Annotated in this window: 27 protein-coding genes and 2 tRNA genes; 14 read left to right on the plus strand and 15 right to left on the minus strand. The window is 67.7% G+C overall.

The genetic code is table 11. From position 1 onward, the window contains the following. Nucleotides 1–267: 267 nt before the first annotated feature. The gene (sciP, locus tag IE88_RS0106490) at nt 268–561 is read left to right on the plus strand and encodes a CtrA inhibitor SciP (protein ID WP_051881601.1); all 294 of its coding nucleotides are present in this window, start codon (nt 268–270) and stop codon (nt 559–561) included. Here the strand turns inward: sciP and IE88_RS17205 are convergent. Continuing rightward, a complete protein-coding gene (locus IE88_RS17205) occupies nt 558–1430 on the minus strand; it encodes an alpha/beta fold hydrolase (RefSeq protein WP_162178306.1) in 873 nt (290 codons plus the stop codon). The two genes, sciP and IE88_RS17205, sit on opposite strands and share 4 nt — an antisense overlap. Before the next feature lie 194 nt (nt 1431–1624). On the opposite strand from IE88_RS17205, the gene IE88_RS0106500 reads away from it, so the two are divergent. Then, on the plus strand, nt 1625–4540 hold the full coding sequence (locus IE88_RS0106500) for a helicase-related protein (RefSeq protein ID WP_031551897.1): 2916 nt from the start codon (nt 1625–1627) through the stop codon (nt 4538–4540). 19 nt (nt 4541–4559) lie between these two features. Beyond that, the gene (locus tag IE88_RS0106505; protein ID WP_031551900.1) at nt 4560–5354 is read left to right on the plus strand and encodes a DUF1338 domain-containing protein; all 795 of its coding nucleotides are present in this window, start codon (nt 4560–4562) and stop codon (nt 5352–5354) included. A 36-nt stretch (nt 5355–5390) separates the two neighbouring features. Here IE88_RS0106505 and IE88_RS0106510 read toward each other — a convergent pair whose 3' ends face one another. Further along, on the minus strand, nt 5391–5876 hold the full coding sequence (locus tag IE88_RS0106510) for a YajQ family cyclic di-GMP-binding protein (RefSeq protein ID WP_031551903.1): 486 nt from the start codon (nt 5874–5876) through the stop codon (nt 5391–5393). 321 nt (nt 5877–6197) lie between these two features. Between IE88_RS0106510 and ctrA the strand changes: the two genes are divergently transcribed. Both ctrA and IE88_RS0106520 read left to right on the plus strand, forming a co-directional pair. Then, nucleotides 6198–6890, plus strand: coding sequence for a response regulator transcription factor CtrA (gene ctrA / locus IE88_RS0106515; RefSeq protein WP_031551906.1), 693 nt, complete (start codon nt 6198–6200; stop codon nt 6888–6890). A gap of 227 nt (nt 6891–7117) precedes the next feature. Next, nucleotides 7118–8647: a DUF1996 domain-containing protein gene (locus IE88_RS0106520; RefSeq protein WP_081871481.1), complete on the plus strand. Its 1530-nt coding sequence runs from the start codon at nt 7118–7120 to the stop codon at nt 8645–8647. Nucleotides 8648–8790: 143 nt separating this feature from the next. Here the strand turns inward: IE88_RS0106520 and nusG are convergent, their stop codons facing one another. Both nusG and secE read right to left on the minus strand, forming a co-directional pair. After that, entirely contained in the window at nt 8791–9327 is a 537-nt protein-coding gene (gene nusG / locus IE88_RS0106525; RefSeq protein ID WP_031551910.1) for a transcription termination/antitermination protein NusG, read from the minus strand. 12 nt (nt 9328–9339) lie between these two features. Continuing rightward, a complete protein-coding gene (gene secE / locus IE88_RS17210; protein ID WP_051881603.1) occupies nt 9340–9717 on the minus strand; it encodes a preprotein translocase subunit SecE in 378 nt (125 codons plus the stop codon). Between the two features lie 198 nt (nt 9718–9915). Between secE and IE88_RS0106535 the strand changes: the two genes are divergently transcribed. The 4 genes from IE88_RS0106535 (at nt 9916) to kbl (ending at nt 12098) form a co-directional block, all read left to right on the plus strand. Further along, nucleotides 9916–10377, plus strand: a complete 462-nt coding sequence (locus IE88_RS0106535) for a hypothetical protein (protein WP_031551914.1) — start codon at nt 9916–9918, stop codon at nt 10375–10377. After that, on the plus strand, nt 10367–10588 hold the full coding sequence (locus tag IE88_RS0106540; RefSeq protein WP_031551915.1) for a helix-turn-helix transcriptional regulator: 222 nt from the start codon (nt 10367–10369) through the stop codon (nt 10586–10588). The genes IE88_RS0106535 and IE88_RS0106540 overlap by 11 nt, the downstream gene beginning before the upstream one ends. A 43-nt stretch (nt 10589–10631) precedes the next feature. After that, nucleotides 10632–10707: transfer RNA gene (locus tag IE88_RS0106545), tRNA-Trp, on the plus strand. 197 nt (nt 10708–10904) lie between these two features. Then, nucleotides 10905–12098, plus strand: coding sequence for a glycine C-acetyltransferase (gene kbl / locus IE88_RS0106550; protein ID WP_031551916.1), 1194 nt, complete (start codon nt 10905–10907; stop codon nt 12096–12098). Nucleotides 12099–12101: 3 nt separating this feature from the next. Here the strand turns inward: kbl and IE88_RS0106555 are convergent, their stop codons facing one another. Beyond that, nucleotides 12102–12302, minus strand: coding sequence for a helix-turn-helix transcriptional regulator (locus IE88_RS0106555; protein WP_031551917.1), 201 nt, complete (start codon nt 12300–12302; stop codon nt 12102–12104). Next, a complete protein-coding gene (locus IE88_RS0106560; protein WP_031551920.1) occupies nt 12299–12688 on the minus strand; it encodes a hypothetical protein in 390 nt (129 codons plus the stop codon). The genes IE88_RS0106555 and IE88_RS0106560 overlap by 4 nt, the downstream gene beginning before the upstream one ends. Before the next feature lie 126 nt (nt 12689–12814). Here IE88_RS0106560 and tdh point away from each other — a divergent pair, with 126 nt between their 5' ends. Continuing rightward, nucleotides 12815–13843: an L-threonine 3-dehydrogenase gene (gene tdh, locus IE88_RS0106565; RefSeq protein WP_031551922.1), complete on the plus strand. Its 1029-nt coding sequence runs from the start codon at nt 12815–12817 to the stop codon at nt 13841–13843. Nucleotides 13844–14013: 170 nt separating this feature from the next. Next, complete coding sequence (locus IE88_RS0106570) at nt 14014–15033, plus strand: alkene reductase (protein ID WP_420330129.1); 1020 nt, start codon at nt 14014–14016, stop codon at nt 15031–15033. Nucleotides 15034–15057: 24 nt separating this feature from the next. Here the strand turns inward: IE88_RS0106570 and IE88_RS0106575 are convergent, their stop codons facing one another. From IE88_RS0106575 to IE88_RS0106590, 4 genes are read right to left on the minus strand one after another with little or no spacing between them, the layout of a single operon-like run. Further along, nucleotides 15058–16407, minus strand: coding sequence for a cation:proton antiporter (locus IE88_RS0106575; protein WP_051881604.1), 1350 nt, complete (start codon nt 16405–16407; stop codon nt 15058–15060). Between the two features lie 5 nt (nt 16408–16412). After that, on the minus strand, nt 16413–16892 hold the full coding sequence (locus IE88_RS17800; RefSeq protein WP_081871482.1) for a J domain-containing protein: 480 nt from the start codon (nt 16890–16892) through the stop codon (nt 16413–16415). A gap of 11 nt (nt 16893–16903) precedes the next feature. Then, nucleotides 16904–17818, minus strand: a complete 915-nt coding sequence (locus IE88_RS0106585; protein WP_081871483.1) for a division plane positioning ATPase MipZ — start codon at nt 17816–17818, stop codon at nt 16904–16906. A 24-nt stretch (nt 17819–17842) separates the two neighbouring features. Beyond that, the gene (locus IE88_RS0106590; protein ID WP_031551936.1) at nt 17843–18760 is read right to left on the minus strand and encodes an SPOR domain-containing protein; all 918 of its coding nucleotides are present in this window, start codon (nt 18758–18760) and stop codon (nt 17843–17845) included. Between the two features lie 60 nt (nt 18761–18820). Between IE88_RS0106590 and panC the strand changes: the two genes are divergently transcribed. Beyond that, nucleotides 18821–19702, plus strand: a complete 882-nt coding sequence (panC, locus tag IE88_RS0106595; protein ID WP_031551940.1) for a pantoate--beta-alanine ligase — start codon at nt 18821–18823, stop codon at nt 19700–19702. A 72-nt stretch (nt 19703–19774) separates the two neighbouring features. On the opposite strand, the gene tig is transcribed toward panC, so the two are convergent. The 3 genes from tig to IE88_RS0106610 form a co-directional block, all read right to left on the minus strand. After that, nucleotides 19775–21097: a trigger factor gene (gene tig / locus IE88_RS0106600; RefSeq protein ID WP_031551943.1), complete on the minus strand. Its 1323-nt coding sequence runs from the start codon at nt 21095–21097 to the stop codon at nt 19775–19777. Between the two features lie 50 nt (nt 21098–21147). Beyond that, nucleotides 21148–21232, minus strand: a tRNA-Leu gene (locus IE88_RS0106605). A gap of 38 nt (nt 21233–21270) precedes the next feature. Further along, complete coding sequence (locus IE88_RS0106610) at nt 21271–22740, minus strand: NAD(P)H-hydrate dehydratase (protein ID WP_031551946.1); 1470 nt, start codon at nt 22738–22740, stop codon at nt 21271–21273. A 70-nt stretch (nt 22741–22810) separates the two neighbouring features. On the opposite strand from IE88_RS0106610, the gene IE88_RS0106615 reads away from it, so the two are divergent. Beyond that, nucleotides 22811–23149: a P-II family nitrogen regulator gene (locus IE88_RS0106615; protein WP_031551948.1), complete on the plus strand. Its 339-nt coding sequence runs from the start codon at nt 22811–22813 to the stop codon at nt 23147–23149. Between the two features lie 156 nt (nt 23150–23305). After that, on the plus strand, nt 23306–24469 hold the full coding sequence (dprA, locus tag IE88_RS0106620; protein WP_081871484.1) for a DNA-processing protein DprA: 1164 nt from the start codon (nt 23306–23308) through the stop codon (nt 24467–24469). Here the strand turns inward: dprA and IE88_RS0106625 are convergent. Continuing rightward, nucleotides 24397–25395 (minus strand): alpha/beta hydrolase, encoded by a 999-nt coding sequence (locus IE88_RS0106625; protein ID WP_051881605.1) that lies wholly within the window; start codon nt 25393–25395, stop codon nt 24397–24399. The genes dprA and IE88_RS0106625 overlap by 73 nt on opposite strands. After that, nucleotides 25388–25696, minus strand: a complete 309-nt coding sequence (locus IE88_RS0106630; RefSeq protein ID WP_031551957.1) for an SCP2 sterol-binding domain-containing protein — start codon at nt 25694–25696, stop codon at nt 25388–25390. The genes IE88_RS0106625 and IE88_RS0106630 overlap by 8 nt, the downstream gene beginning before the upstream one ends. Between the last annotated feature and the right edge of the window lie 6 nt (nt 25697–25702).

A 25702-nucleotide genomic window follows, 5' to 3' on the forward strand; every position in this document is an offset into this window, starting at 1 on the left:
CTCCTGAACGGGGCGGTAAGGTGTGGGGCACTGAGAAGGCGCTCGCATGGCCTCCCCCGGCCTCCCCGTCAAGCGAATGGCATGGCTTGGCCGAAACCTGCTCCGCCATGGGGCGTTTGTGCCAAGGAAGAACAGAATCTGGCCTTTGCACGCAGTTTTCTACATTCATGGTAAGCCTATGTTCACCTTTGAACTTAGCCGTTTCTTCAGAACGCCGCACTACTGTGCCTCCTCAAGACGACACAGTTTCTGGGAGTGGTAGGTTCGATGGCTGGAACACAAGGGAATGTTGCGGCAGCGGCTCAGAGCAAGCAGCCCTACGTGATCGGCCCGGACGGCACGGCGTTGACGATCGCCGATCTGCCGCCAAGGACGACGAAGCGCTGGGTCATCCGCCGCAAGGCCGAAGTGGTCGCCGCCGTCCGGGGCGGGCTTCTCAGCCTCGAAAGCGCCTGCGACCGGTACAGCTTGACCGAGGAAGAATACATGTCCTGGGAAAAGGCGATCGACCGCCACGGCATGCAGGGGCTGCGCGCCACCCGCATCCAGCAATACCGCTAAGCGCCCGCGGAGGCCGCGCTTCGCGCAAGGCGGAGCGCGGCCTCCGCGATCGCTTCGGCAGGCTCGGGGGACAGGATGCTCGCATGGCCCCAGCCGCTCATATCGATGATCTCCACGCGCGAACCATTGCTGCGGCCCTCCTCGGCCAGCGCCGCCGTGCCGCGTGCGACCATGCCCGCCGGCATGAAGATCATGGGCACGCCATGACGCGCCGCCAGGCGGGAGCGGAGCCCTCTTCCGCCCACGGCTGACAGCTCGGCCCGCGTCGTGCGCAAGTGGCGCGGCGAGGCGACCGAGCGCAGCTTGTCCTCCCGCTCCTTGCCCGTCAGCCGCATCCCGTTCGGATAGACCGGCGCGAGGCCGCGGGCGAGCGGCACGGCCCCTTCCGCCAGCGCCAGAGCGCTGCCGAAAAACCGGGTTCCGGCCCGCTGGGTCCGCGAGACGATCCAGCTCGGCGTCACCGCATCGACAAGGACCAGTCCCGCAAGCTCGATGCCCGCGATCTCCGCGAGGGCATGCAGGCGCAGGCCCGCCATCGAGTGGCCGACGAGGACGAGCGGCCCCCGCGGCGAGAGCCTTTCCAGAAGCCGCAGCATGTCGCCCGCATGCCAGTAAGGGTCCGGCACGACCCCGCCCGGCAGGTCGTCGCTGTCGCCGAGCCCCGCCCGCGAATAGGCCCAGGCGCGCGCGCCGCGAGCCGCGAGCGCGCGCACGACATGGGCCCCGTCGGCATAGATCCCGAAGGCGCCGGCATCATAGAGGACGAAGGGCGCATCAGGCGCCGCGTCTTGCGGCTCCAGCCCCGCAAGGTGCAGGCGGCGCCCGGGCGCGACCGCGACACGGCGCTCCTGAAGAACGGGCCGCGTCATCGCGCCCCCCGCGCCCATTCGTGGCTGGTATCGCGTTCGGTCGCTTGCATCACCGGCCCTTCCCGCTTCGCGCTGCCGCTGCTTACGCGCTGCGCCCGGCCGGTGAAAAGCGTCCTTCCCGCCGAAGAGCGCGGCCCCGCATCCAGGTGTTGGTTCGAACCGCACGCCTGCGCTAAGTCCCCTTCGACAGATTCATGCCCTCCAGCTTCCTCTCCTCCGCCGAGCGGCCCGTTACGGCCGTCCTCGGGCCGACCAATACGGGCAAGACCTTCTATGCGCTCGAGCGCATGGCGGCGCACAGCTCCGGCATGATCGGCCTGCCGCTGCGCCTCCTCGCGCGGGAGGTCTACGACAAGATGGTCGCCCGCAAGGGCAGCCAGGCGGTCGCCCTGGTCACCGGCGAGGAAAAGGTGATCCCCCGTTCAGCCCGCTATTTCGTCTGCACCGTCGAAGCGATGCCGCTGGAACGGGATGTCAGCTTTCTCGCCATCGACGAGGTGCAGCTTGCCGCCGATGCCGAACGCGGCCGCATCTTCACCGACCGCATCCTTCACGCGCGCGGGCGGGACGAGACGCTGCTGCTCGGCTCGGACACGATGCGGGGCATACTGGCGCGGCTGATCCCGGATATCGACTTCGTCAGCCGCGAACGCTTCAGCCATCTCGAATATGCGGGCCACAAGAAGGTCACGCGACTGCCGCGCCGCTCGGCCATCGTCGCCTTCTCGGCGGACAACGTCTACGCCATCGCCGAGCTGATCCGCCGGCAGCGCGGCGGCGCGGCCGTGGTCATGGGCGCGCTCAGCCCGCGCACCCGCAACGCGCAGGCGGCGCTCTACAACGAAGGCGAGGTCGATTATCTCGTCGCGACCGACGCGATCGGCATGGGGCTGAACATGGATATCGACCATGTCGCCTTCGCCGGCGCGCGGAAATTCGACGGACGGCAGAGCCGCAATCTCTTCCCGGCCGAGGTCGCCCAGATTGCCGGGCGCGCGGGCCGCCACGTCAAGGATGGCAGCTGGGGCTCCACGGCGGACTGTCCGGACTTTCCCGAAGATCTCGTCGAACAGGTCGAGGAGCACCGCTTCGAGCCGGTGACCGCGCTGCAATGGCGCTCCGACCGCCTCCGCTTCGACAGCCTGCCCAACCTCCTGCGCAGCCTGGAGACGACGCCGGACCGCCGTGAGCTCGTCCGGGCGCGCATGGGCGACGACGAGGATGCGCTGCGGCGCCTGTCCAAGCGCCACGACATCCGCGACATGGCGCGCGGCGGGGCGGCGCTGAAGCTTCTCTGGGAGGTCTGCCAGGTCCCCGATTTCCGCAAGGTCACGCCCGACCAGCATGCCGTGATGCTCGGCGAGGTCTATCACCAGCTTCTCGAGCGCGGCCGCATCCGGGAGGAATTCGTCAGCGCGCAGCTGCAGAAACTCAGCTCCACGGCGGGCGATGTGGATGCATTGTCCACGAGGATCGCGCATGTGCGGACCTGGACCTATCTTTCGCACCGCCCCGGCTGGCTGGAGCGGGCGAGCCATTGGCAGGACGAAGCCCGGCGAATCGAGGATGCGCTTTCGGACGCGCTTCACGAACGGCTGACACAGCGTTTCGTTGACCGGCGCACCTCTGTTCTGCTCAAGAAACTCAAAGACGACGCTCCTCTCCTTGCGGGCGTCACCGAAGGCGGAGAAGTGATCGTGGAAGGCGAATTCGTAGGACGGCTGCTCGGGTTCCAGTTCGTCCTGGATCCACGCGCCCAGGGCCCTCATGCCAAGGCGGTGCGCTTCGCGGCGCTCAAGGCGCTGCGACCGGAACTGGCGGCGCGGGCTTCGGCGCTGGCGGCGGCCAAGAACGAGGAATTCTCGCTCGGCGAGGGCGGAACGGTCTGGTGGCGCCGGTCCGAGATCGCGCGGCTCGTAAAGGGGCCCCAGCCCCTGCGGCCCGATTTCCGCCTGGTCGGCATCGAGCATCTGCCTCCCAACGCGCTGCCCGTGATCGAGGACCGCGTCCGCGACTGGATCGCCGACCGCGTCGAGGGCCTCGCAGGGCCGCTGGTCGCGCTTCAGAAGGCGGTGAACCGCGGCGGCGAGGGGCCGGACGTCCTCTCCCCCGGAGCGCGCGGCGTCGCCTTCCGGCTGATCGAGAATTTCGGCGCCATCTCGCGCCGCCAGATCGCCAACGAGATCAAGGCGCTGCAACAGGACGAGCGCGCCAAGCTGCGCGATCTCGGCGTGCGCTTCGGCGAGTACACGATCTTCCTGCCGGCGCTCCTCAAGCCGGCTCCGGCCCAGTTCCTCGCCCTCCTCTGGGCCCTGTGGACCGAGACCGAGCCCGACGCCTTTGCGCCGCCCAAGGCCGGCGCGACGAGCGTCGAGGCCGACGAGCAGACCCCGCATGCCTTCTACTACGCCTATGGCTACCGCCCCTCGGGCGAGCGTGCGGTGCGCATCGACATGCTCGAGCGCCTCGCGCAGGAAATCCGCAGCGCGCGTTCGGATGCCGGCAAGGAAGGCTTCGAGGCCGGCTCTCGGATGATGAGCCTTGTCGGGGTGTCCGGCGAGCCCTTCGAAGGCGTGCTCAAGAGCCTCGGCTACAAGAAGTCGACGGTGACGCGCGAGGTCGAGGCGCCCGCGCCCGCCGCCCCCGAAGCCGAGCAGGCGCCTGCGGAGGCCCCGGCCGCGCCTGAGGATGGCAAGGCGGCGGAGACGGCGGCCTCCCCTGCCGGAAACGAGCCCGCGGAAACGGCTGCGCCGGAAACGCCTGCCGAGGCCGCCGGCGAACCGCAAGCGCCTGCGCAGCCCGCAGCATCCGGGAACGGCGAGGCCGAAGGCGCCGAAGCCAAGGGTGAACCCACCACCGAGACGGTCACCCTCTGGCGCTGGGCTCCGCCGCAGCGGCGCACGCAGGGCGGCGGACGGAAGGGCGCGCAGAAGGGCCGCCCCGGCGGCAAGGGCGAGGGGCAGAAGGGCAAGCCCGGCGGCAAGGGGCCGCGCAAGGGCAAGCCGCCGCAGAAAGGCCCCCGCACCTATTCCTCCGGCCCGCAGCGCAAGAAGGCCGCCGACCCGGACTCCCCCTTCGCCGTGCTCGCCGCGCTGAAGAACGAAGACTGATTTCAGAAGGACCGCCGTCATGGCCACTCCCGAAGCGCTGTTCGACAAGCTCTGGGCGCAATACGCCAAGCTGACCCCGCAGGCGCAGAAGATCCGGAGCCTGCTCGAGGAGCGCGGCGAGCATGTGGTCAACGACCATGTCGCCTTCCGGACCTTCGACGATCCGCGCCTCGGGATCGATGCCCTCGCCCGCCCATTCCTCGAACTCGGCTACTCGCCGCGCGACGAGTACCGGTTCGAGCAGAAGCGCCTCTTCGCGCGCTACTACGCCCATGAGGACCCCGAGCTTCCCAAGGTCTTCATCTCCGAGCTCCTGCTCGCGGAGTTCAGCGGCAAGCTGCAGGAGACCGTGCGCGAGCTGATCTCGCAGCTCTCCGAGGAGGATCTCCAGAGCCCGGATCTCGTCACGGCCGGGCGGCTTTGGAACGTCGACACCCAGACCTATGAAGCGCTCTACGAGGAATCCGAATATGCCGGCTGGATGGCCGCCTTCGGCTTCTGCGCCAACCATTTCACGATCTTCGTCAACGCGCTGAAGAGCTTCGACGACCTGCCCTCCCTCGCGGCCTTCATCGAGGATGCGGGCTTCCGGATGAACCGCTCGGGCGGCCTCATCAAGGGCAGCCCGGAGGTCCTGCTCGAGCAGTGCTCGACCATGGCGACCGAGGTGCCGACCGCCTTCACCGATGGGGATCTGACGATCCCGTCCTGCTATTACGAGTTCGCCAAGCGCTTCGCGAAGCCGGACGGGCAGCTCTATCAGGGCTTCGTCGCCGCCTCGGCGGACAAGATCTTCGAGAGCACGAACCGCTGAGCGGTTCGCCCCGGCGGTTCCGCCGGGGCGCCAGCCTCAATCGCGGAAGTTCTTGAACTGCACGGGCTGTTCGAGGCCCATCCCCTTCACATGCGCGATGACCTCCTGCAGGTCGTCGCGCTTCTTGCCGGTGACGCGCAGCTCCTCGCCCTGGATCGCCACCTGGCACTTGGTCTTCGTCCCCTTGATGTCCTTAACGATCTTCTTGGCCATCTCCTTGTCGATCCCCTCCTTCACCAGCACGCGCTGGCGGACGGACTGACCGGCGGCGGGTTCGACCTTCTGATAGTCGAGCTGGCCGGGCTCGATCCCGCGCTTCTGAAGGTGGCCCTGAAGGATTTCCTTGGCCTGCTTGAGCTTCAGGTCGTCATCGGCCTCGATCTTGATGACGCTGCCATCGACGCTGACCTCGGTCTTCGAGCCCTTGAAGTCGTAGCGCGTGCTGATCTCGCGCATGACGTTCTGGACGGCGTTGTCGACCTCGGCCTGGTCGACCTCGGATACGATGTCGAAAGACGGCATTGGGCTCTCCTCTCGTGCCTCACATTCATCTTTCCCCGTGCCACGCCGCTTCATCCTTCGCAAAGGGGTCTGAACGCCGTTCACACACGTCAGGCGGGAAGCATGAATTCCGCTTCGTCAAGACTTGTTCAGCAGCGGATTTACGCGTTAACCTTTCTCACGAAAGCGTGGTCGTGAGGTTGGTCGGCAGCGGGAATCGTTACCGCCGTTAATCTTTACGAAAGTAAATCATCGTTACGGTCCGTCTACGCTGATTACCGATCCGAGAGGCAGGCCCCCGGGGCCAGGGTCCTCACGCATCACCTTAGGAGGGCAAGGCCAGTGCGGGTACTTCTGATCGAGGACGACGGCGCAACCGCGCAGAGCATTGAGCTGATGCTCAAGTCCGATGGGTTCAACTGCTACACGACCGATCTCGGCGAAGAGGGCGTCGATCTCGGCAAGCTGTACGACTACGACATCATCCTCCTCGACCTGAACCTGCCCGACATGACCGGCTTCGACGTGCTCAAGCAGCTGCGCGTCGCCAAGGTGAACACGCCGATCCTGATCCTGACGGGTCTGGGCGACACCGAGAACAAGGTCCGGGGCCTGGGCTTCGGCGCCGACGACTACATGACCAAGCCGTTCCACAAGGACGAGCTGGTCGCCCGCATCCATGCCATCGTCCGCCGCTCCAAGGGCCACAGCCAGTCGGTCATCAACACCGGCATGCTGTCGGTGAACCTCGACGCCAAGACCGTCGACGTGAACGGCCAGCGCGTCCACCTGACCGGCAAGGAGTACCAGATGCTGGAGCTCCTCTCCCTGCGCAAGGGCACGACCCTGACCAAGGAGATGTTCCTGAACCACCTCTATGGCGGCATGGACGAGCCCGAACTCAAGATCATCGACGTCTTCATCTGCAAGCTGAGAAAGAAGCTCGCGGCCGCGACGGACGGCGAACATTATATCGAAACCGTCTGGGGCCGCGGCTATGTCCTGCGCGACCCGGCCGAAGAGGTTGCAGCCTGAGCTGCGCCTCCGCGCGACGAAGAGAGCCTGAACCCCGCTCCGGCGGGGTTTTTTCTTGCCCCGGTCGCCAGATGTGGTGGCGGTGTCAGCGCAGCGGGCCTGTCGCCCCACTCGCCACAAAACCTCCCCATTCCGCTCACTAAATCGTGAAATTAGGCGCGCATCTCCGAGCTGCCCCGGCTCTCCCTTTCTTTCCTCCCGGGGCATCCACAGAGGTTCCTCCTATAATGACGACCAAGCGACAGCCCCCCAGCGCGTTGCGCCGACATTTCCTGCGCGCCTCCGCCTCCACAACCGCCGCCCTCCTCGTGGCAGCGGCCCTCTCCGCCCAGGCGGCCAGCACGCCCAATTTCGCCACCGTCGAGATCGTCGATCCCGACAGCGGCGCCGTGCTGGAAACCGCGACCGGCGATGCCGAACTCCAGGTCTCCGCGCTCGACAGCTACAAGCTGCGCATCACGACCTCCGCCGAGCGGGCATCGGGGCGCATCCGCCTCGAGACGGCGTCCGGATCCCCCTCCTCCTGCCGCATCCTGCCGCAGAACAGTCAGCGGACCGACGATACGGCGCCTCCCTTCGAATTCGACGTGACGGGAGACGAGCGCTGCACCTGGGTCGTTACGGGTTGGGAGAGCCCGACGAGCTGGGGGTGGCAGGGGACCATCCGTTCGCTCACGATCGATCCGGTGGCCGCGCAAGGGGGAACCGCGCCGCAATCGGCGCCGCCGACGACGTCCGCCGCGCTGCGCGAGCAGCTGACGCGGGGAACCGCCGACACCGCGCCCTTGCAGGTCGGCCCCAAGGGCAACCGGCGCGATCATGGCGCCCGGATCTGGTGCACGACCAGCCATTTCGCCTATGACGACCCGCTCATCTATCCGGGGCAGTCCGGCGCATCCCACCTGCATGTCTTCGTCGGCAATTCGGGCGCCGATGCTCACAGCACGCTCGACAGCCTGATGAGCAATCCGCGCACCTCCTGCGAAGGCGGCACGAACAACAATTCCGCCTATTGGATGCCCGCCCTGTTCAATGCCGATAACGAGGTCGTGCTGCCGGAGAACGTGGTCCTCTACTACAAGACCTTCCTCGTCGGTCAGACCCCGGACCAGCTTCCGCCCAACACGATCCGGACCATTCCGGACGGGCTGGCCATGCTCGCCAGCCGCGACACCAAGAACTTCGAGGCCGGCGATATCCGCGCAGGCCGGAACGGCAAGGGGCACCTCCAGCTGACCACCGAGTTCCCGGTCTGTCTGGCGGTGGATGCGGCCGGCAAGCCGGTCCTCGACTACCGCGACATGCCGGGCGCCGCTGCGCAGACGCCGAACAGCCATGTCGCCTATCAGACGCCGTGGGACCGCACGGGCAATTCCTGCCCGGACTCGCACCCCTACCGGATTCCGGGCCTCCTGATGCATTTCGACTATGATATCGATCCGGACAGCGACTGGCGTCTCGCATCGGACATGCCGGGCGAGCCGAAGGGCAGCTCAATGCATGCTGACTATATCGCCGCCTGGCAGCCGGACGTCATGGAAGAGGTCACGCGGTGCAATGTCGAAGGCCGCTCCTGCGAATTCGCGGAGTGGAAATGGGGCCGCTGGGTCGGACGGGGCCAGCTGCCGGAGCGCTTCCTGTCGCCGGACGGCATCGAGGTCTACCGCTACAACGTCTTCTCGCCGGGCTTCGACCGCACACCCTATGGCGACAGCCTGAAGCCGATGCTGGGCGGACACCAGATGTCCGGCCACTGACGAAGACGCAAAGCGAATGAGAAAGCCCGCGGGGCGCTGCTTACCGGAGCAGCGCCCCCTTTTTCGTCGGCGGATCGAAAGGCCTCCGCGCGATGCCGCCCGCTCAAGGCGCGGGCCCGCACCCGGCGGCAGAGGCCGATCCGTCAGCTGACCTTGTCGACCTGGTTGTATTCGAGCTCGACGGGCGTCGCGCGGCCGAAGATCGAGACCGACACCTTGAGGCGCGCCGCCTCTTCGTCGACGTCCTCGACCACGCCGGAGAAGCTGGCGAAGGGGCCGTCGATGACCTTCACCGTCTCGCCGACATCGTAGAGCACCGAAGGCCGCGCCGGCGCCGCCTCCGATTCCTCGACCTGGCCGAGGATCCGGTCGACTTCCTTCTGGCTGACGGGCAGCGGCTTCTTGCCCGAGCCGAGAAAGCCCGTGACCTTGGGCACGTTGTTGACGATGTGGAAGGTCTGGTCGTTCATGACCATCTTCACCAGGACATAGCCCGGAAAGAAACGGCGCTCGACCTCCTGTGTGCGTCCGCGACGCGTCTCCTTCACGGTGTCGGAGGGCACGAGCACCTCCTCGACCTGCTCGCCGAGCCCCTTCTCCTCAGCAGCCTGACGGATGCCTTCGGCCACCTTCTTCTCGAAGTTCGAATAGGCCTGGACGATGTACCATTTGGCGGACACGGGAGCGCCTCCTTAGAAGCTGAGATTGAGGATGATGGGGACGATCGTGCGCAGGATCTGATCCACCAGGAAGAAGAAGAGCGACATGATGATGACCATGATCAGGACCATGATGGTCGAGATCATCGTCTCGTTGCGCGACGTCCACGTCACCTTGCGCGCCTCGGCACGGACCTGGCGGAAGAACTCGACCGGCCCGACCTTCTTGCGCGGGCGCGCGCCCGCTTCGGACCGCGCCGAGCGCTTGGTTCCCTCATCGGTCGCGGGAACGGGCGGAATGCCGCCTGCGGCAGGGTTCTGCGCGCCAGTGGCCGCCGAACGGTTGTTCCGCGGCGTGCCCGACGAGGCAGCGCGCTTCTGAGGCTTCCTGCGGTTCTTCGACTTCGGCATCTCGGCTCCAGGCTGGCGTTCCGGACAGCCGCCCGGTGGCGCCCGGCGCCTGAGGGAAGCTTCGATTGTCCGGGAAGACGGCTGGGATAGCGCCGTGCACGGGGATGTCAATCCCGGCGGAGCTCGATGTAACCCGGAGGTGACATCGGGGCGCTGGAGCGCTATGTAACCCATGCGTTACAACAGCGAGGCCGGGCCATGAAGACCATCGAGCAATATGAAAGAATGCGCCGATCCTTGATGACGGCCTATGCGGCCACCTTCTTCGTGTGGGCCGGTGCGCTCACGGGCCTGTTCGTCTTCGTCATCGAGGACCGCGCCGTCCCCGATCCGGTCGCGCTCCTGCTGCTGATCGGCACGGTCGGAGGATTCCTCGGCTGGGCGGCATCGGGCCTCTGCCTGTTCCTCCTCGGCCGGCGGATCGGCGCCGACCCCAAGGCCCGCACGGCCCTGAACGACGAGCGCTCTCGCCAGAACACCGAGCGCGCCTTCATTGCGGGCTTCTGGGTTCTGACCGGCCTCGCGGCCGCCGCGATCGCCCTGGAGGTGGGGTTCGGCGTCGTCCTGACCGGCAAGACGCTCGGCCTCGCCATGATCTGGCTCGGCGTCACCGTGGTGCTCAGCCTTTTCGTCGTGCTGGAATCCCGCGATGCGGCATGAGGGAACGGGGCTCGCCAACCGCCTCAAGGAGCTGCGCGCCGAGCGGGGGCTGACGCAGGAAGCGCTGGCGGAGGCCGTGGAGGTGACCCGGAAGACCATCAACACGGTCGAACGGGGCCGCTTCGTCCCCTCGACCGTGCTCGCGCTCAAGCTCGCCGCCGTTCTGGGCGTGCGGGTCGAGGAGGTCTTCTTTCTCGAAAAGAGCGCTTAGCGTTTGCGCAGCGCCCAAGCTTCGCCTACACACCCGCACGCCTAGGGGTATAGCTCAGTTGGTAGAGCATCGGTCTCCAAAACCGAGGGTCGGGGGTTCGAGTCCCTCTGCCCCTGCCAGGCCTAAGATCATGATGTTGCAGGCGAAAATCATCCCTGCCAGAGGGTGACCCGCCGCCTCTCGCGGCGCTGCCCCCCTGATCGACCTCCACGCCCTCTGCCGATGCCAGAAGCCGAAGCGGCACGGTCTTGCCGCGACGGGTGTACTGCCCCGGGCGCCGATCTCTATATGCTGCCTCAAAGCCAGGAGCCCGCGCATGTCCGAAGCCTTCTACGCCCGCGTATCCGACACCCTCGACGAGATCCGCGACGAGGGTCTGTTCAAGACCGAGCGCCTGATCGAAGGCTCGCAGGGGCCGGAGATCACGGTCAATGGGCGGCGCGTCCTGAATTTCTGCGCCAACAACTATCTCGGCCTCGCCGATCACCCTGCCCTCGCCGAGGCCGCCAAGGAGACGATGGACAGCCACGGCTTCGGCATGGCCTCGGTCCGATTCATCTGCGGGACGCAGGACATTCACAGGGCGCTGGAGCGCGAGATCGCGGAGTGGCTCGGCTTTGACGATTCGATCAGCTTCGCGGCCTGTTTCGATGCCAATGGCGGCGTGTTCGAGCCGCTTCTGACCGCCGAGGACGCGATCATCTCGGACAGCCTCAACCACGCCTCGATCATCGACGGGGTGCGGCTCTGCAAGGCGAAGCGCTACCGCTACGCCAACAACGACATGAACGATCTGGAGGCGCAGCTGAAGCAGGCCGATGCCGACGGCGCGCGCACCAAGCTGGTCGTCACGGACGGCGTCTTCTCGATGGACGGCATCGTCTGCGATCTCGGCAGGCTCTGCGAGGTGGCCAAGCGCCACAACGCGCTCGTCATGATCGACGACTGCCATTCGACGGGCTTCATGGGCGAGCATGGCCGCGGCACGCATGAACATGCAGGGGTCATGGGGCAGGTCGACATCCTGACCGGCACGCTCGGCAAGGCACTCGGCGGCGGCATGGGCGGCTTCATCTGCGCGCGCCAGGAAGTGGTGGACCTGCTGCGCCAGCGCGCGCGGCCCTATCTTTTCTCGAACGCCCTCACCCCGGCGCTTGTCGGCGCATCGCGCCGTGCGATCGCGCTCGTGCGCGAAGGCGACGATCTGCGCCGCCAGCTCTTCCGCAATGCGGAGCGTTTCCGGGCACAGATGACCGAGGCGGGCTTCGAGCTCATCCCCGGCGAGCACCCGATCATCCCGGTCATGCTGCACGACGCCAAGCTCGCCCAGAAGATGGCGGCGCGGCTGATGGAAGAAGGCGTCTATGTCACAGGCTTCTTCTACCCCGTGGTTCCCAAGGGCAAGGCGCGCATCCGCACCCAGATGTGCGCCGCCCATAGCGACGACCAGGTCGACGCCTGCATCGCGGCCTTCATCAAGGTCGGCCGCGAGCTGGACGTCATCGACTGAGGCTCAACCGCGGTGCGGGTTCGGCCAGATCTCCTCGGTCGGCGTGCTGAACACCGCGGCGATGCGGAATGCGAGGTCGAGCGAGGGTACGTGCTTGGCGTTCTCGATGGCGTTGATCGCCTGGCGCGACACGCCGACCCGCTCGCCCAGCGCCTTCTGCGACAGCCCCGCCGCCTCGCGCAGCTCGCGGAGACGCCCCTTCAACGTGCACCCCGCAGAACGAAGGGCGATGCGAGGCCGTAGAGCGCCCAGAACAGCGGATAGATCAGCCAGCCCTGAAGATGCGGCGCGTCCGCATAGCTCTCGATGAAGCCCCACCCCGTCCACAGCGCTAGGGCGAGGCCCGCGGCGATGATGAAAATCCTGGCATAGAGCGCGCGCAGATACTCGTCCGCACAGCGCATCAGGTCGAGTATCGCCCAGATATGCCCGATCACCGGCGCCGCGACTGCGAGCGCGAGAACGTAGCTTCCCGGCGCCTGCAGATCGTCGAAGGCTCCGGTGATCGCGGCTGCGTTGATCGCGACATAGGCACCGAAGAAAACAGCGCCCCGGATGAGATAGGTACGAATGACGGTTTGTCCGGCCATAAAGTCCTCCTGTCGTATGTCAGGTATACATGACATAATCTCATGTCAAGGAAGCCTGACAACGGCTCCGCATTGGCGCGGCTTGCCCTCGCTGCTATCTCCGGGACACGAAGCAGGAGCGATTGCATGCGCGCGTTGGTGAAAGCGAAGGCCGAGCAGGGCATCTGGCTCGAAGACGTCCCCAAGCCCGAGATCGGCCCGAACGACGTCCTCATCCGTGTGAAACGGACCGCGATCTGCGGCACGGACGTGCATATCTATGAATGGGACGACTGGGCGGCGAGCACGATTCCCGTGCCGATGACGGTCGGCCACGAATTCATGGGCGAGATCGTCGAGATGGGCTCGGAGGTGCGGGGCCTTCACGAAGGCGACCGCGTGTCGGCCGAAGGCCATGTGACCTGCGGGCATTGCCGCCGCTGCCGGGCTGGGGCGCGGCACCTCTGCCGCAACACGGTCGGCATCGGCGTGAACCGGCCGGGCGCCTTCGCCGAATATGTCTCGGTGCCGGCGATGAACGTCTACAAGCTGCCCGATGCGGTCACCGACGATATGGGCGCGATCCTCGATCCCTTCGGCAATGCGGTTCACACCGCCCTCACCTTCGATCTCGTCGGCGAAGACGTGCTGATCACGGGCGCGGGGCCTATCGGCGCCATGGCCGCGGCGGTGGCCCGTCACGCGGGTGCCCGGAATATCGTCATCACGGACCTCAACGATTTCCGCCTCGACCTGGCGAAGCGGATGGGCGCGACGCGCACGGTCAACGTGAAGAACGAAACGCTCGACGACGTCATGGCCGAACTCGGCATGAGCGAAGGCTTCGATGTCGGTCTCGAAATGTCGGGCGTTCCGGCGGGCTTCTCGGACATGCTCCGCACCATGAACCATGGCGGCAAGGTCGCCCTTCTCGGCATCATGCCCGACGGCGCGGGCATCGACTGGTCCAAGGTCATCTTCAAGGGCCTCGAAGTGCACGGCATCTATGGCCGGCGCATGTTCGAGACCTGGTACAAGATGGGCGCGCTGCTCGAATCAGGACTCGACCTGTCCCCGATCATCACGCACCGGATGCCCGCCTCGGAGTTCCAAGAAGGCTTCGACGTCATGCGGACCGGGCAATCGGGCAAGGTTGTCCTCGACTGGGCCGCTTGACCGGCCGGTCGCTCTTGCGCCGCACCATTTTCGGTCCATCTGGTCCTGACGCTCCGCCGGAGGAGCGCCAGGACCCATAGGAGGATGCGTTGCAAGCGACCGATCCCGATCTGAACCCCTTGTTCGAGCCCCTGCAGCTGGGCGCCCTCACCCTGCCGAACCGCGTCCTGATGGCGCCGCTGACCCGGAACCGGGCGCGGCCCGACGGCACGCCCGGAGAGCTCGCGGAGACCTATTACCGCCAGCGTGCGGGCGCGGGCCTCATCGTCTCCGAAGCCACGCAGATCTCGCCCATGGGCAAGGGCTACAAGGATACGCCCGGCATTCACGACGACGCCCATATCGAGGGCTGGAAGACGATCACGGACGCCGTGCACGAGGCAGGCGGACGGATCGCCATGCAGCTCTGGCATGTCGGCCGGATCAGCCATACCAGCCTGCTGCCGGACGGCGCGCAGCCCGTCTCCTCCACCGCGAAGCGCGCGAAGACACAGACCTTCACGGAAGAGGGCTTCCAGGACGTCTCCGAGCCGCGCGCTCTTGGCACGGACGAAATCTCCGGCATCGTGGAAGACTATGTGCGGGCGGCGGCGAACGCGATCCGCGCCGGCTTCGATATGGTCGAGGTGCACGGGGCGAACGGATATCTCATCGATCAGTTCCTGCAGGACGGGGTCAACGACCGCACCGACGCCTATGGCGGAGATGCGGAAGGGCGCACGCGCTTCCTCGTCGAAGTCGTGAAGGCCGTGGCCGAAGAGGTCGGCGCGGACCGCACCGGCCTGCGCCTGTCCCCGACGGGGCATTTCAACGACATGAACGACAGCGACCCGGAGACCACGTTCGGCCTCGCCTATGATCGTTTGTCGCCGCTGGGGCTCGCCTATCTGCACGTCGTGGAACTCTTCCCGGGCCTCGACGTGCCGGCAGAGGAGCAAGCCATCCTCGCCCGGCTGCGCGAGCGTTGGACCGGCCGCTATATCGCGAATGGAGACTTCTCCGCCGGGCAGGCCGCCGAATGGATCGGCGAAGGCCGGGCCGACGCCGTGGCGTTCGGACGAGCCTATATCGCCAATCCCGATCTCGCGGAGCGCTTTGCCCGCGGCGCCTCCCTCAACGAGCCGGATCAGTCGACCTTCTATGGCGGCGGCGCTGAAGGGTACACGGACTACCCGTCTCTCGAAGACTGAGCCGAAGGACGGCCCGCGCCGGGATCAATGGGCGGTGTTTCCGTCGCCCGGCGCGGGCTCTTCGGCCATGCTCGCATCGGGGGCCGTGTCGGCGTCCGGACGCATCGGCTTCGCGAAGACCCGGACGGGGCTCGGCTGGATGCGCTTCGCCTCCTCCGGCGCGGCCTGCCCGCCAAGGCTGCGACCGTAGAGCTCGGACAGCGGAGAGGCGCTGACCCCGTGCAGGACGATGCTGACCGCGGCGGTCAGCGAGGCGACGACGGCCACCGTGCCTTCGGGATCCCGGGCGAAATCCTCCACCACGATCACGACATAGAGGATGGTGGCGAGGCCGCGCGGGCCGAACCAGCCGATGAAGAGGCCGGTGGCCGGCTTCACCCCCGCCCCGAGCAGCGCGAGGGCGACCGGCACCATCCGGACCAATGTCAGGCTGAAAAGCGCATAGACGAGATGCACGGGCTCCGCCCTCGCCAGCGCGTCCGGCAACAGAGTCGCGCCGAAGACCAGGAAGGCGATCAGGATCAGGACCTGTCCTTCGCTCTCGGTGAATTCCGACACGAAATCGCCGGGCTTGGCCGAGCTGTGCCCGAAGGCGAGCCCTGCGACGAAGGCTGCGATGAAGCCGTTTCCGCCGACCATCTCCGCCCCGGTATAGGCGAGCGCGGCGATCGCGAGCGCCGTGATCGCGCTGTAGGTGTCGGTGACCCATTCCCGCTCGCGCGCCATCTGCGCCGCCTTGCCGCCCGCAAATCCGATGACGCCGCCCGCCAGCGGCCCGAGCAGCAACTGGCTCGCAACGAAACCGGTCCAGCCAAGCCCGTCCCGATGCGTCACCTCGGCGGCCTCGGGCGCGGTCAGGGCGGCGAAGAAGAGGACCGCCGGAAGGGCGATCCCGTCATTGAGGCCGCTCTCGACGTTCAGGGTCTGCCGCACGCGTTCTGGCACTGAAGGGTCCGACACCGTCGCTTGGCCGAGAGCGGCATCGGTGGGCGCGAGGATCGAGGCGAGGAGAGCCGCGCCCGCCACGCCCAGGGCCGGCAGCAGGACGAGGCCCGCACCGGTCCCGAAGAGAATGGTCAGCGGCAGGCCGATCAGGAGAAGCCGGATCGGCAGCCCGCCTTCGCGCCGGAGAGAGCCGATCTTGATCCGCGAGGCATCGGCGAAGAGCACGAGGACCAGCGTCACCTCTGCGAGGGTCCTGACGAGCGAGGAGCCGAGCGGCGGAAACACATCGGCGCCGCCCCTGCCGAGGATCAGACCCGCCACGGTCATGACGAGCGGCGCGGTGATCGCATGCCGCTCGAGCGGTCTCGAGGCGAAACAATAGGCCGCGACGACGAGGGCGGCTGCGACGATGGGAAGAGCCTGCTCCATGCCGCTCAGCCATCCTCGGCGTGTCGCAGAAGAACGTCCCGGGCCTCGTTCACCCGGCTCGCCAGCGCGTCGGAGCCTCCCGCGTCGGGGTGGGCCCTCGCGATCATCCGCCGATGGGCGCGGGTGATGTCCTCAGCGCCGGGCCTTCCGTTCAGGCCGAGCGTGGCGAGCGCCTCGCGGCGGCTCATCCCGGTTTCGGCGGCCCTGCGCCCCGGCGGCGGCTTCGCCCGATCCGAGGCATGAGGAGGCGGCGCCCCACCCGCCGAACGGCCAAGGCCGGACAGGACGAAGACGGCTCCCGCCGCCAGGGTGAGGATCGCCAGGGGCACAAGGCGGAGGCTCAGGAGAAGCAGCGCGGCGGCGCCGAAGCCCGCTGCCTGGAGATAGACGCTGCGCCGCCCGGGCTTCGCGCCCGTCCTGCCCGATCGCCGGGGCAGGACGAGGAAAGCGCAGAGGAGCAATGCGAGGAGAAGGAAGCCGGCCATGCCGGCTTCCCTTACGCCGCTTCGAGAGCGTCCGCTTCGCTTTCTTCAGTCTCCGGGGCGGCCGCATGCGAAGGCTCGTCGGGGGCCAGGTCCTTCGAGACCTGCTCGCGCAGCTGCGGCAGGCGGAGCGCGGCGAGCAGGCTGCGCACTTCCTGGCGGGCGGCGAGGTGGGACATGGAGCCGAGCTTGCGCGGGCTGCCCTTGCCGCCCAGATCGAGCAGCGTCATGCCGGCGGTGAAGAGCTCGCGATAGATCACGCGCTCGCCGAAGCCGCGGGCCTGGCGGAACTGGACGCGCTTGGCGAGTTCGTCGAGCTTGGTGCCGACGGCCTTCTTGTTCTTGGCGTTCGTGGCCGAGAGGCGGTTGCGCGCCACGACCCAGTCGATACCGCCCATCACGCCGGAGCGCGCCCGCGCCTGGCGTGCCGTCCAAACCAGCTCGGCATAGAGGCTCGGCCCCGCGATCTCGCCGGTCGCGGGATCGATCCGGGCCAACAGGTCATAGTCGACGAAGCTGTCATTCATCGGCGTCAGGATCGTGTCGGCATGCATGTGCGCGAGGCGCGACAGGTGGGTGTCGGCGCCGGGGCTGTCGATGACGACGAAGTCGCAGCCCTCATAAGCCATGAGGGTCTGGCCGAAGGCGTCGGCCTCCTGCTGCTTGGCCAGCGAACGGCTGTCATGGTTCGAGCCCTGCACCGGCAGGAAGCGCGGCATGGGCAGCTCTTCGGGCGTCAGCTCCTTGGCCACGCCCCATTTGGCGCGGTTCTCGAGATAGCGGCTGAAGCTCTTCTGGCGCAGGTCGAGGTCGAGCGCGCCGACATTATAGCCGGAGCGCAGAAGCGCGATGACGAGGTGCATGGCGACGGTGGTCTTGCCGGAGCCGCCCTTCTCGTTTCCGACGACGATGACATGTGTATCGGTCATAGGTTCTCGTCCTGATTGGAGGGATCAGAGGGGTGTGCCGTCATAGGGGACGACGGAGCAGAAGGTGCCTTCGGCCTTGAGGCGGCCACAGGTGTCGAATGCGGACCCTTCATCGGGGAAAGGTCCGGCGAGGAGGCGGACGAAATCGCCCTGTTCGGGAAGCGTGACCCACACGCCCTGCGGATCGAGCGGCAGGAGGAGCGCGGGGTGCTCATCGGTGAGAACGTCCCAGCCCCTGCGGGCGTCCTCTTCCGCGCGATAGGATGCGAGGTGCAGGCCGTAGCCGCCCGCCCGCCTCGGTTCCGCCGGCATGACGGGAGCGGAGTTGGCCGGCGCGGCGGCACGCGGCTCCGGGCGGGGTTCGATGGGCATCTCTTCGGAGGCATCCTCGTCGCGCGCTTCATCCAGGATCGAGCGCGTCTCTCCGCCGAAACGCTGCTCCGCCTCTGCATATTGCAGCGGTTTCGCCTCGCCGGGCCGCCCCTCGGTCATGATCAGGGCATCGAGGTCCGGCAGCGGCTCGCGCTGCGGGCGGACGCTGCGGCTCTGCCAGGGCGCGGCAGGCACTTCGGGAGCGGCGTAACGTTGCGGCTGCGATGCGCGTTCCGGCTGCGCCGCAGGGCCCCGCGCTTCGGAACGATCATCCCCGAGCGCCCGCTCCGGCGCGGAGTCGGGCTGCCCCGCCCTTTCCTGCGGCTGAAGCTGCGTCGGCGCCGCGGCGGGCAGCGAGGGCGCCTGCACCACCGCCTGCTCCGGCTCGAAGGCGGCAGGTTCCCGCACCGGCGCGTTGTAGCCGGTGCTGTAGAGGGCCGCCATGTTCACGCGCGCCTCGGGCGCCTGAACGACGGGCCGCTGCGCCTCGCCATCCGACGCACAGGCGGCCAGCGACGCCAGAAGCGCAGGGAGCGGAAGCAGCTTGCGGAATGAAGCGGTCTGTCTCATGGGACCCCAGCGTTAACCTTTATGGTTTACGAATCGTTTACGCCGGTAAAGAGTATCACAATGTCCGATCACAACCCCTTGCCGCTCGCGCGCTCCAAGGCGGCGGTGCGGGAGGCGACGAAAGCCTGGCAGGCACAGGGCCAAAGGGTCGCGCTGGTGCCGACCATGGGCGCTCTGCATGACGGTCACTTGTCCTTGATTGCGGCGGCGCGCCGCAGGGCCGACAGGGTTGTGGCCTCGATCTTCGTCAACCCTACGCAGTTCGGCCCTAACGAGGATTTCGCCAGCTACCCCCGAGACGAGGCAGCGGATCTCGCCAAGCTGGCCTCGGCAGGCTGCGACCTCGCCTATCTGCCCGCCGCCGAAGAGATGTATCCCGCAGGCGAGCAGACGCGCGTCGTTCCCGGCGCGCTCGCAGAGCCGCTCGACGGCGCCTCCCGGCCCGGCTTCTTCACCGGCGTCTGCACCGTCGTCGCCAAGCTGTTCGGACAGGTGAGGCCCGACCTCGCCGTCTTCGGCGAGAAGGATTTCCAGCAGCTCGCCATCATCCGGCGCATGACGGAAGACCTGGCCCTGGCCGTCGAGATCATTGGCGCACCGATCATCCGTGAAGCGGACGGCCTCGCAATGTCGTCGCGCAACCGCTACCTCACCCCGCCCGAGCGCAGGATCGCAGGGCGCCTGCCGGAAATCCTGAACAAGGTGGCGACGCGCATCGCCGGCGGCGTGGCGACCGACACCGCGCTGCTTCAGGGCCTGGGCGACCTCGAAGATGCAGGCCTCGCCCCGGTCGATTATCTCGAGCTGCGGCGGGCCGACGATCTCACCCCCCTCCCCTCCCGCCCCTTACGGCGTCAGGAAATCGAGCAGGCGCGCCTCTTCGCGGCCGTCATGCTCGGGCGCACCCGGCTGATCGACAACATCCCGCTGACGCGCGCCTAGCCCGCCCATGAAAAAACCGGCCGGCGCACCGCGCCGGCCGGTCCATGGTCTCAGCGACGGGGCCGCGCGAGCTTACTCGCCCGGCTCCTCCATCAGCTCGTCCTTGCTGACCTTGCGCTCGGTGACCTCGGCCTTCTCGACGATGTAGTCGACGACCTTGTCCTCGAAGATCGGGGCACGCAGCTGGGCCAGCGCCTCGGGGCGCTCCTGATAGAACTGCGCGAGCTGCTGGACGGGCATGCCGTACTGCATGGCCTGCATCTGCAGGGCGCGGGTCAGGTCTTCCTGCGGGACTTGGACATCGGCACGCTTGCCGATCTCGGCGAGGACGAGGCCGAGGCGCACGCGGCGCTCCGCGATCTTGCGATACTCTTCCTTGAGCTCGTCCTCGGTCTTGTCCTTGTCTTCCTCGTCGCGCTCGGCGCTTTCGACCTGGCGCCAGATCTGGTCGAACTCGGCGTTCACCATGCCCGGGGGCAGGTCGAAGTCGTGCTTCTCGTCGAGCTCGTCGAGCAGCGCCCGCTTGAGGTGCATGCGCGACTGGCCTTCATAGCGCGAGGAGACCTGCTCCTTCACGCGCTCGCGCAGGGCGGCGAGGTCGTCGAAGCCGAGGCCCTTGGCGAACTCGTCGTCGACCGACACCTCCTTGGGCGCCTGCACGTCCTTGACGGTGATGTCGAAGGTGGCGTCTTTCCCCGCCAGGTGCTCCGCGCCGTATTCCTCGGGGAAGGTGACTTCGATCGTCTTCTCGTCGCCGGCCTTCACGCCCGTCAGCTGATCCTCGAAGCCGGGGATGAAGCTGTTCGAGCCGAGCACCAGCTCGGTATCCTCGCCGGCGCCGCCCTCGAAGGGCTCGCCGTCCAGCTTGCCGACGAAGTCGATCTTGACGCGGTCGCCCTCTTCGGCGGCACCGTCCTTCTCTTCATATTGCCGGTTGTTCTCGGCGAGCTTCTGAAGCTCTTCGTCGACTTCCTCGTCCGGCACGTCGGCGACCATCCGCTCGAGCTTGAGGTCGTCGAGATTGGCGGGCTCGAATTCCGGCAGCACTTCGAAATGGACGTCGTATTCGAGGTCCGCCTCGCCAGCGACGACCCGCTCGACCAGCTCCTGATCGAGATGGGGGTGCGGCTGCATGGCCGGCTGGGCGCCCGCCTCCTCGACCGCTTTCGCCTGGGCCGCCTGCATCTCTTCCTGGACCAGCTCGCCCATCAGGTTCCGGCCGTACATCTTCTTGAGGAAGGAGACCGGCGCCTTTCCGGGGCGGAAGCCCTTGAGGTGGACCTGACCTTTGATCTCGTTGAGCTTGGTGTTCAGCTTCTCTTCGAGGTCGCTCTGCGGAATCGAGACGTGATATTCGCGCGACAGACCTTCGGCGCTCTTCTGGGTGACTTGCATGACCATCCTGCGGGCGCGTCCCGCCTCTTTCTGAATCTCTTCTCTGCGCTTGGTGCGGATGGGGAGACTCGAACTCCCACGCCTTCCGGCACTGGAACCTAAATCCAGCGCGTCTACCAATTCCGCCACATCCGCGCGCGAGCGGGCGCGGTACAACAGCGAGGTTCCCCTGTCTATCCCGCAGGCAGGAGGTCGCGATAGGCCTCCGCCACGAGGCCGGGCAGGACATCCGCCGTCAGGCCCGCCCCGCCGCGCCGCCCCGCCTCCCCGTGAATATAGGCGCCGGCCGCCGCGGCCTCGCGGGCGGGCAGCCCTTGGGCGAGGAGCGCGGCGATCACGCCGGCGAGGACGTCGCCCGCTCCGGCCGTGGCGAGCCAGGGCGTCGAATGATCGCTGATGACCGGCACCTCCCCCGGCGCAGCGATGACGGTATCAGGCCCCTTGAGGAGCACGGTCGCGCCCGCCCGCTCCGCCGCCGCCTTGCAGCGGGTGAGCTTGTCGCCGGCGATGTCGCCGAAGAGGCGAGAGAACTCGCCCTCATGCGGGGTGAGGACCGTCTCAGGGGAAAGCGCCGCGAACAGCGTGTCGGGCGTGTCCTCGAAGACGGTCAGGGCATCGGCATCGAGAACGAGGGCGGTCTTCTGCGCAAGAAGCGCCAGCACGCGGCTGCGCGTTTCGTCCGTCCGGCCTGCGCCGGGCCCGATCACGGCCGCCTTGGCCTTCGCGTTCCTCACAAGGGCGCCTGCTTTGGCCGGCGCGCCGCTGTCGCGGACCATGATCGCGTCGAGATGGTTGGCATAGACGCCGAGCGCCTCTTCGGGCGCGGCGAGGGTCACCGCCCCCGCCCCGGCCCTCGCGGCGGCATGGGCGCTCAGCCGCGCGGCGCCGCCGCTATGGGGGCCGCCGCCGAAGATCACGACATGGCCGCGCTCATATTTATGGGTCGGCGCTTCGGGGCGCGGCAGTGTCCATAGCTCGGGGCCGTTGCGCAGCGCGTCCGGCGCTCCGCCCGCAAGGCCGATATCGGCGACGAGAAGGTCGCCGCACATTCCCGCACCCGGCCAGAGGAGCTGGCCGGGCTTGGCCATATGGAAGGTGACGGTCAGCACGACCTGCGCGGCAGCGCCTCTGATCTCGCCCGTCGCCCCATCGACGCCGGAGGGCATATCGACGGCGATGACGGGCAGATCCGTTGCAGCCACCCGCTCGATCACGGCGCGAGCCGCGCCCTCGAGGTCGCGCGTCAGGCCCGTTCCGAACAGGGCGTCGACCACGAGCCCCGCCTCTTCGACCTCCAAAGCCTCGAGAGGTTCGGGCGCGATCATCGCCCGCTCCGCCGCCTGCCGCGCGGCGCCGGCCAGGGCATCCACCTGAACGAGGCTGTGCACCCGCACCGGCCAGCCCGCTTGGCGGAGCGCCTCCGCGATGACCCAGCCATCGCCCCCGTTCTGGCCCGGGCCGCAGAGGATCGAGACGGGGCGGCGGGAGAAGCGCCCGCGAATCACGCGGACGCAGGCGCCGCCGGCGCGCCGCATCAAGGCGTAACCGTCCGCTCCGGCGGAGATCGCGGCCGCGTCGACAGCCGCCATGCTCTGCGGCAGGAGCACATTTGCCGACCGATTTGGTTCGAAAATCGCTCTCATGTGAAGTTTTCTGCCTTTTCTGCGAAGATTACGCTAAGCTGTGCCCGAAGCATTGGAGTAAGCTCAGGCTATGAAGAAGGTCGAAGCCATCATCAAACCGTTCAAGCTGGACGACGTGAAGGAGGCCCTGCAGGGGCTGGGGCTCAAGGGGATGACCGTCTCCGAGGCGCGGGGCTTCGGGCGCCAGAAAGGCCACACCGAACTCTACCGGGGTGCGGAATATGTGGTCGACTTCCTGCCCAAGCTGAAACTGGAGGTCGTGGTCGACGACGACGTGGTCGACGAGACCCTGCGCGCCATCACCGAGGCGGCGCAGTCGGGGCGGATCGGCGATGGCAAGATCTTCGTCACCCCCGTCGAGCAGGTCGTGCGTATCCGCACCGGCGAGACCGGCCGGCAGGCCCTCTGATCCCTTCGTCTCGAAAAGCGGACGGCTCCTGCGCGCGAAACGTGCAGGCCGGACGCCCCCTCGCGCTGGACGCGGGTCCCTCTCTCCTGCGAAAAGAACGGACCGGGCCGATTCGCCTCCGAATCCGGCCCGCCGCAGGGAGAAAGGCGCGGAGCGATGGCGCAGAGGGAGCTGGATGACAAGGAACGCGCCGCATGGCTGCGCCTGTCGCGCTCCCGCGGCGTCGGTCCCCAGACCTTCTCCCAGCTCCTGAGGCGCTTCGGCAGCGCGTCCGAAGCGCTTGCCGGAACCGAAGAGCTGGCGCGCGCTGCCGGCCGCAAGGGGCTGGTCCTCGCCGACGAGGCGGCTGTCGAGGCGGAGCTGTCCCGCGGCGCACGCCTCGGGGTCAAGTTCCTCGCCTCATGCGAGCCGGCCTATCCGGCGGCCCTCAGGGCCATCCCCGACCCGCCGCCCGTCATCGGGGTCCGCGGCCATCTGCGCATGCTGTCCGCCAACGGCGTGGGGATCGTCGGCGCGCGGAACGCTTCGGCCGCCGGCAGGCGCATGGCCGCGACACTCGCCCAGGATCTTGGCAAGGGCGGGCTCGTCGTGATCTCCGGCCTCGCCCGCGGCATTGACGGGGCCGCGCATGAAGCGGCCCTGCCCTCGGGCACTGTGGCGGTGGTCGCAGGCGGCCTCGACCGCGTCTACCCGCCCGAGCATGATCGCCTGATGGCCGCCATCATCGAGCAGGGCGCCGTCGTTTCGGAAATGCCGCTCGGCCATACGGCGAAGGCGCGGGACTTTCCCAAGCGCAACCGAATCGTGTCCGGCCTCTCGCTCGGCGTCATCGTGGTCGAGGCCGCAGAGCGCTCCGGCACGCTGATCACGGCGCGGATGGCGGCCGAGCAGGGACGGGAGGTCTTCGCCGTGCCGGGCTCTCCTCTCGATCCGCGCTGCCACGGCACCAACAGCCTGATCCGGCACGGCGCGATCCTGATTCAGAACGCCGAGGATGTCCTCGAGAATGTCGGCAGCCTGATCGCCCGCGTCGCGGAGGACGAGACGGAGTATGAGAGCGCACAGTCCGACCTGCCCGATGCCGAAGGGCGCCGGGCGCTGTCCGATTATGTCCTCAGCCTGCTCGGCTATGCGCCCGTCCACATCGATGTCCTGGTGCGCGAAGCCGGAGAGAGCCATGCGGCGATCGCCGATGCCCTCCTCGAACTCGTCCTCACGGGCCGGGCCGCGGAGATGTCGGGCGGGCTTTATGCCCGGGGAACCGACGAAGCGGCGCTGGAACCGGCCGAGGGCGGCCGGATGCGCTCGTCCATGTACTGATCGAATGCTGCCCAGAACTGGTCGCGGAACCGGTCGGCTTCCATCAGCAGCTCGTGCCGCGCACCCTCGACCGTGACCAGGCGGATCTTGTCAGGATAGGCGCTCGCGAGCTTCGGGTGATGGGTCGCATCGACCGTCTCGTCCCGGCTGGCCGATACGAGAAGCACCTCGGACGGAAGGCTCCCCAAGGCCCCCGGCGCCTGGATCCTGTCCATGCCGGCCAGCGCCGCGCGCAGCCAGTCGAATTTGGGCAGGCCTGCCCGCGCCTCGGGCGCCGCCAGTTGCAGCTGGCGGAACCGTTCATGGCGCACCGGATCCTGCGTCAGCACATTGCCCTCGAAGCTGTAGGCCTGCTCCTTGAGGCCGGGCAGCGGGCTCTCGCCCCGCCCCGCCATGGCGCCGGCGACCGTGACCATGCGGACGAGACGCTTCTTGATGCGGCTCGGGAAGAGATTGGTCAGCGGCGCCGAGAGAGCGATGCCCGCAAGATCGTTCCCCTTGCCTTCGGCCAGCCATTCCAGGGTGACCAGTCCGCCCATCGAATGCGCGATGAGGGCATAGGGCCCCTCCTCGGTGCGCCGGACATAATCCATGCAGGTCGAGAGGTCCGAGACGAAGATGCGGAAGTCGCGGATGTGACCGCGCTTGTCGTCCCCGTCCAGGCGCTGGGAATAGCCCTGCCCGCGCGGATCGCACACGACGACGGCGAACCCGCGCGCATGCAGGTCGCGGGCGACCTCGGCATATTTCTCCGAGAACTCCGACCAGCCCGGCATGACCAGCACCGCGCCGCGCCGGGGCGTGCCCGCAGGCAGCGGATAGCGCACGACGCGCAATCTCGCGCCGTCGGCGGCTTCAAGATAATGCGCCTCCGCCCCTTCGGGCTGGGGTACGGCCGGGATGCGGATGAGCGGCGCGTCAACCATCGGCAACCTCCAGCCGCGCCATCACGCTCATATCGCCGCTGATCTTGAGGCGGCCCGAGATGAACGTGCTCTCGAGGCGCCGCTGCTCCTTGGTGAAGAGCCGCTGCAAGGTCTCGAAGCGGCCGCGCCACAAGCAGAAGCCGCTTTCGAGACCCGGCGGGCTGTCCGGGCCGATGAGCGGCGCATCGTGGCGCCCATCGACCCAGAAGGCTTCGGGGGTGTCGGTCGCCTCCACCCGCAAAACGCCGTCGAAGCCGCGCGTGAAGAAGCTGCGGGCCGCATCCATCAACTCGTCGAGCATGAGCGC

This window comes from Parvularcula oceani (assembly GCF_000733125.1).
Lineage (GTDB): Bacteria > Pseudomonadota > Alphaproteobacteria > Caulobacterales > Parvularculaceae > Parvularcula > Parvularcula oceani.

Coding starts and splice junctions, on each gene's coding strand:
- sciP (WP_051881601.1), top strand. CDS start 268: ATGGCTGGAACACAAGGGAATGTTGCGGCAGCGGCTCAGAGCAAGCAG.
- IE88_RS17205 (WP_162178306.1), bottom strand. CDS start 1,430: ATGACGCGGCCCGTTCTTCAGGAGCGCCGTGTCGCGGTCGCGCCCGGG.
- IE88_RS0106500 (WP_031551897.1), top strand. CDS start 1,625: ATGCCCTCCAGCTTCCTCTCCTCCGCCGAGCGGCCCGTTACGGCCGTC.
- IE88_RS0106505 (WP_031551900.1), top strand. CDS start 4,560: ATGGCCACTCCCGAAGCGCTGTTCGACAAGCTCTGGGCGCAATACGCC.
- IE88_RS0106510 (WP_031551903.1), bottom strand. CDS start 5,876: ATGCCGTCTTTCGACATCGTATCCGAGGTCGACCAGGCCGAGGTCGAC.
- IE88_RS0106520 (WP_081871481.1), top strand. CDS start 7,118: ATGACGACCAAGCGACAGCCCCCCAGCGCGTTGCGCCGACATTTCCTG.
- secE (WP_051881603.1), bottom strand. CDS start 9,717: ATGCCGAAGTCGAAGAACCGCAGGAAGCCTCAGAAGCGCGCTGCCTCG.
- IE88_RS0106535 (WP_031551914.1), top strand. CDS start 9,916: ATGAAGACCATCGAGCAATATGAAAGAATGCGCCGATCCTTGATGACG.
- IE88_RS0106540 (WP_031551915.1), top strand. CDS start 10,367: ATGCGGCATGAGGGAACGGGGCTCGCCAACCGCCTCAAGGAGCTGCGC.
- kbl (WP_031551916.1), top strand. CDS start 10,905: ATGTCCGAAGCCTTCTACGCCCGCGTATCCGACACCCTCGACGAGATC.
- IE88_RS0106560 (WP_031551920.1), bottom strand. CDS start 12,688: ATGGCCGGACAAACCGTCATTCGTACCTATCTCATCCGGGGCGCTGTT.
- tdh (WP_031551922.1), top strand. CDS start 12,815: ATGCGCGCGTTGGTGAAAGCGAAGGCCGAGCAGGGCATCTGGCTCGAA.
- IE88_RS0106570 (WP_420330129.1), top strand. CDS start 14,014: ATGGCGCCGCTGACCCGGAACCGGGCGCGGCCCGACGGCACGCCCGGA.
- IE88_RS0106575 (WP_051881604.1), bottom strand. CDS start 16,407: ATGGAGCAGGCTCTTCCCATCGTCGCAGCCGCCCTCGTCGTCGCGGCC.
- IE88_RS17800 (WP_081871482.1), bottom strand. CDS start 16,892: ATGGCCGGCTTCCTTCTCCTCGCATTGCTCCTCTGCGCTTTCCTCGTC.
- IE88_RS0106585 (WP_081871483.1), bottom strand. CDS start 17,818: ATGACCGATACACATGTCATCGTCGTCGGAAACGAGAAGGGCGGCTCC.
- IE88_RS0106590 (WP_031551936.1), bottom strand. CDS start 18,760: ATGAGACAGACCGCTTCATTCCGCAAGCTGCTTCCGCTCCCTGCGCTT.
- panC (WP_031551940.1), top strand. CDS start 18,821: ATGTCCGATCACAACCCCTTGCCGCTCGCGCGCTCCAAGGCGGCGGTG.
- tig (WP_031551943.1), bottom strand. CDS start 21,097: ATGCAAGTCACCCAGAAGAGCGCCGAAGGTCTGTCGCGCGAATATCAC.
- IE88_RS0106610 (WP_031551946.1), bottom strand. CDS start 22,740: ATGAGAGCGATTTTCGAACCAAATCGGTCGGCAAATGTGCTCCTGCCG.
- IE88_RS0106615 (WP_031551948.1), top strand. CDS start 22,811: ATGAAGAAGGTCGAAGCCATCATCAAACCGTTCAAGCTGGACGACGTG.
- dprA (WP_081871484.1), top strand. CDS start 23,306: ATGGCGCAGAGGGAGCTGGATGACAAGGAACGCGCCGCATGGCTGCGC.
- IE88_RS0106625 (WP_051881605.1), bottom strand. CDS start 25,395: ATGGTTGACGCGCCGCTCATCCGCATCCCGGCCGTACCCCAGCCCGAA.
- IE88_RS0106630 (WP_031551957.1), bottom strand. CDS start 25,696: ATGCTCGACGAGTTGATGGATGCGGCCCGCAGCTTCTTCACGCGCGGC.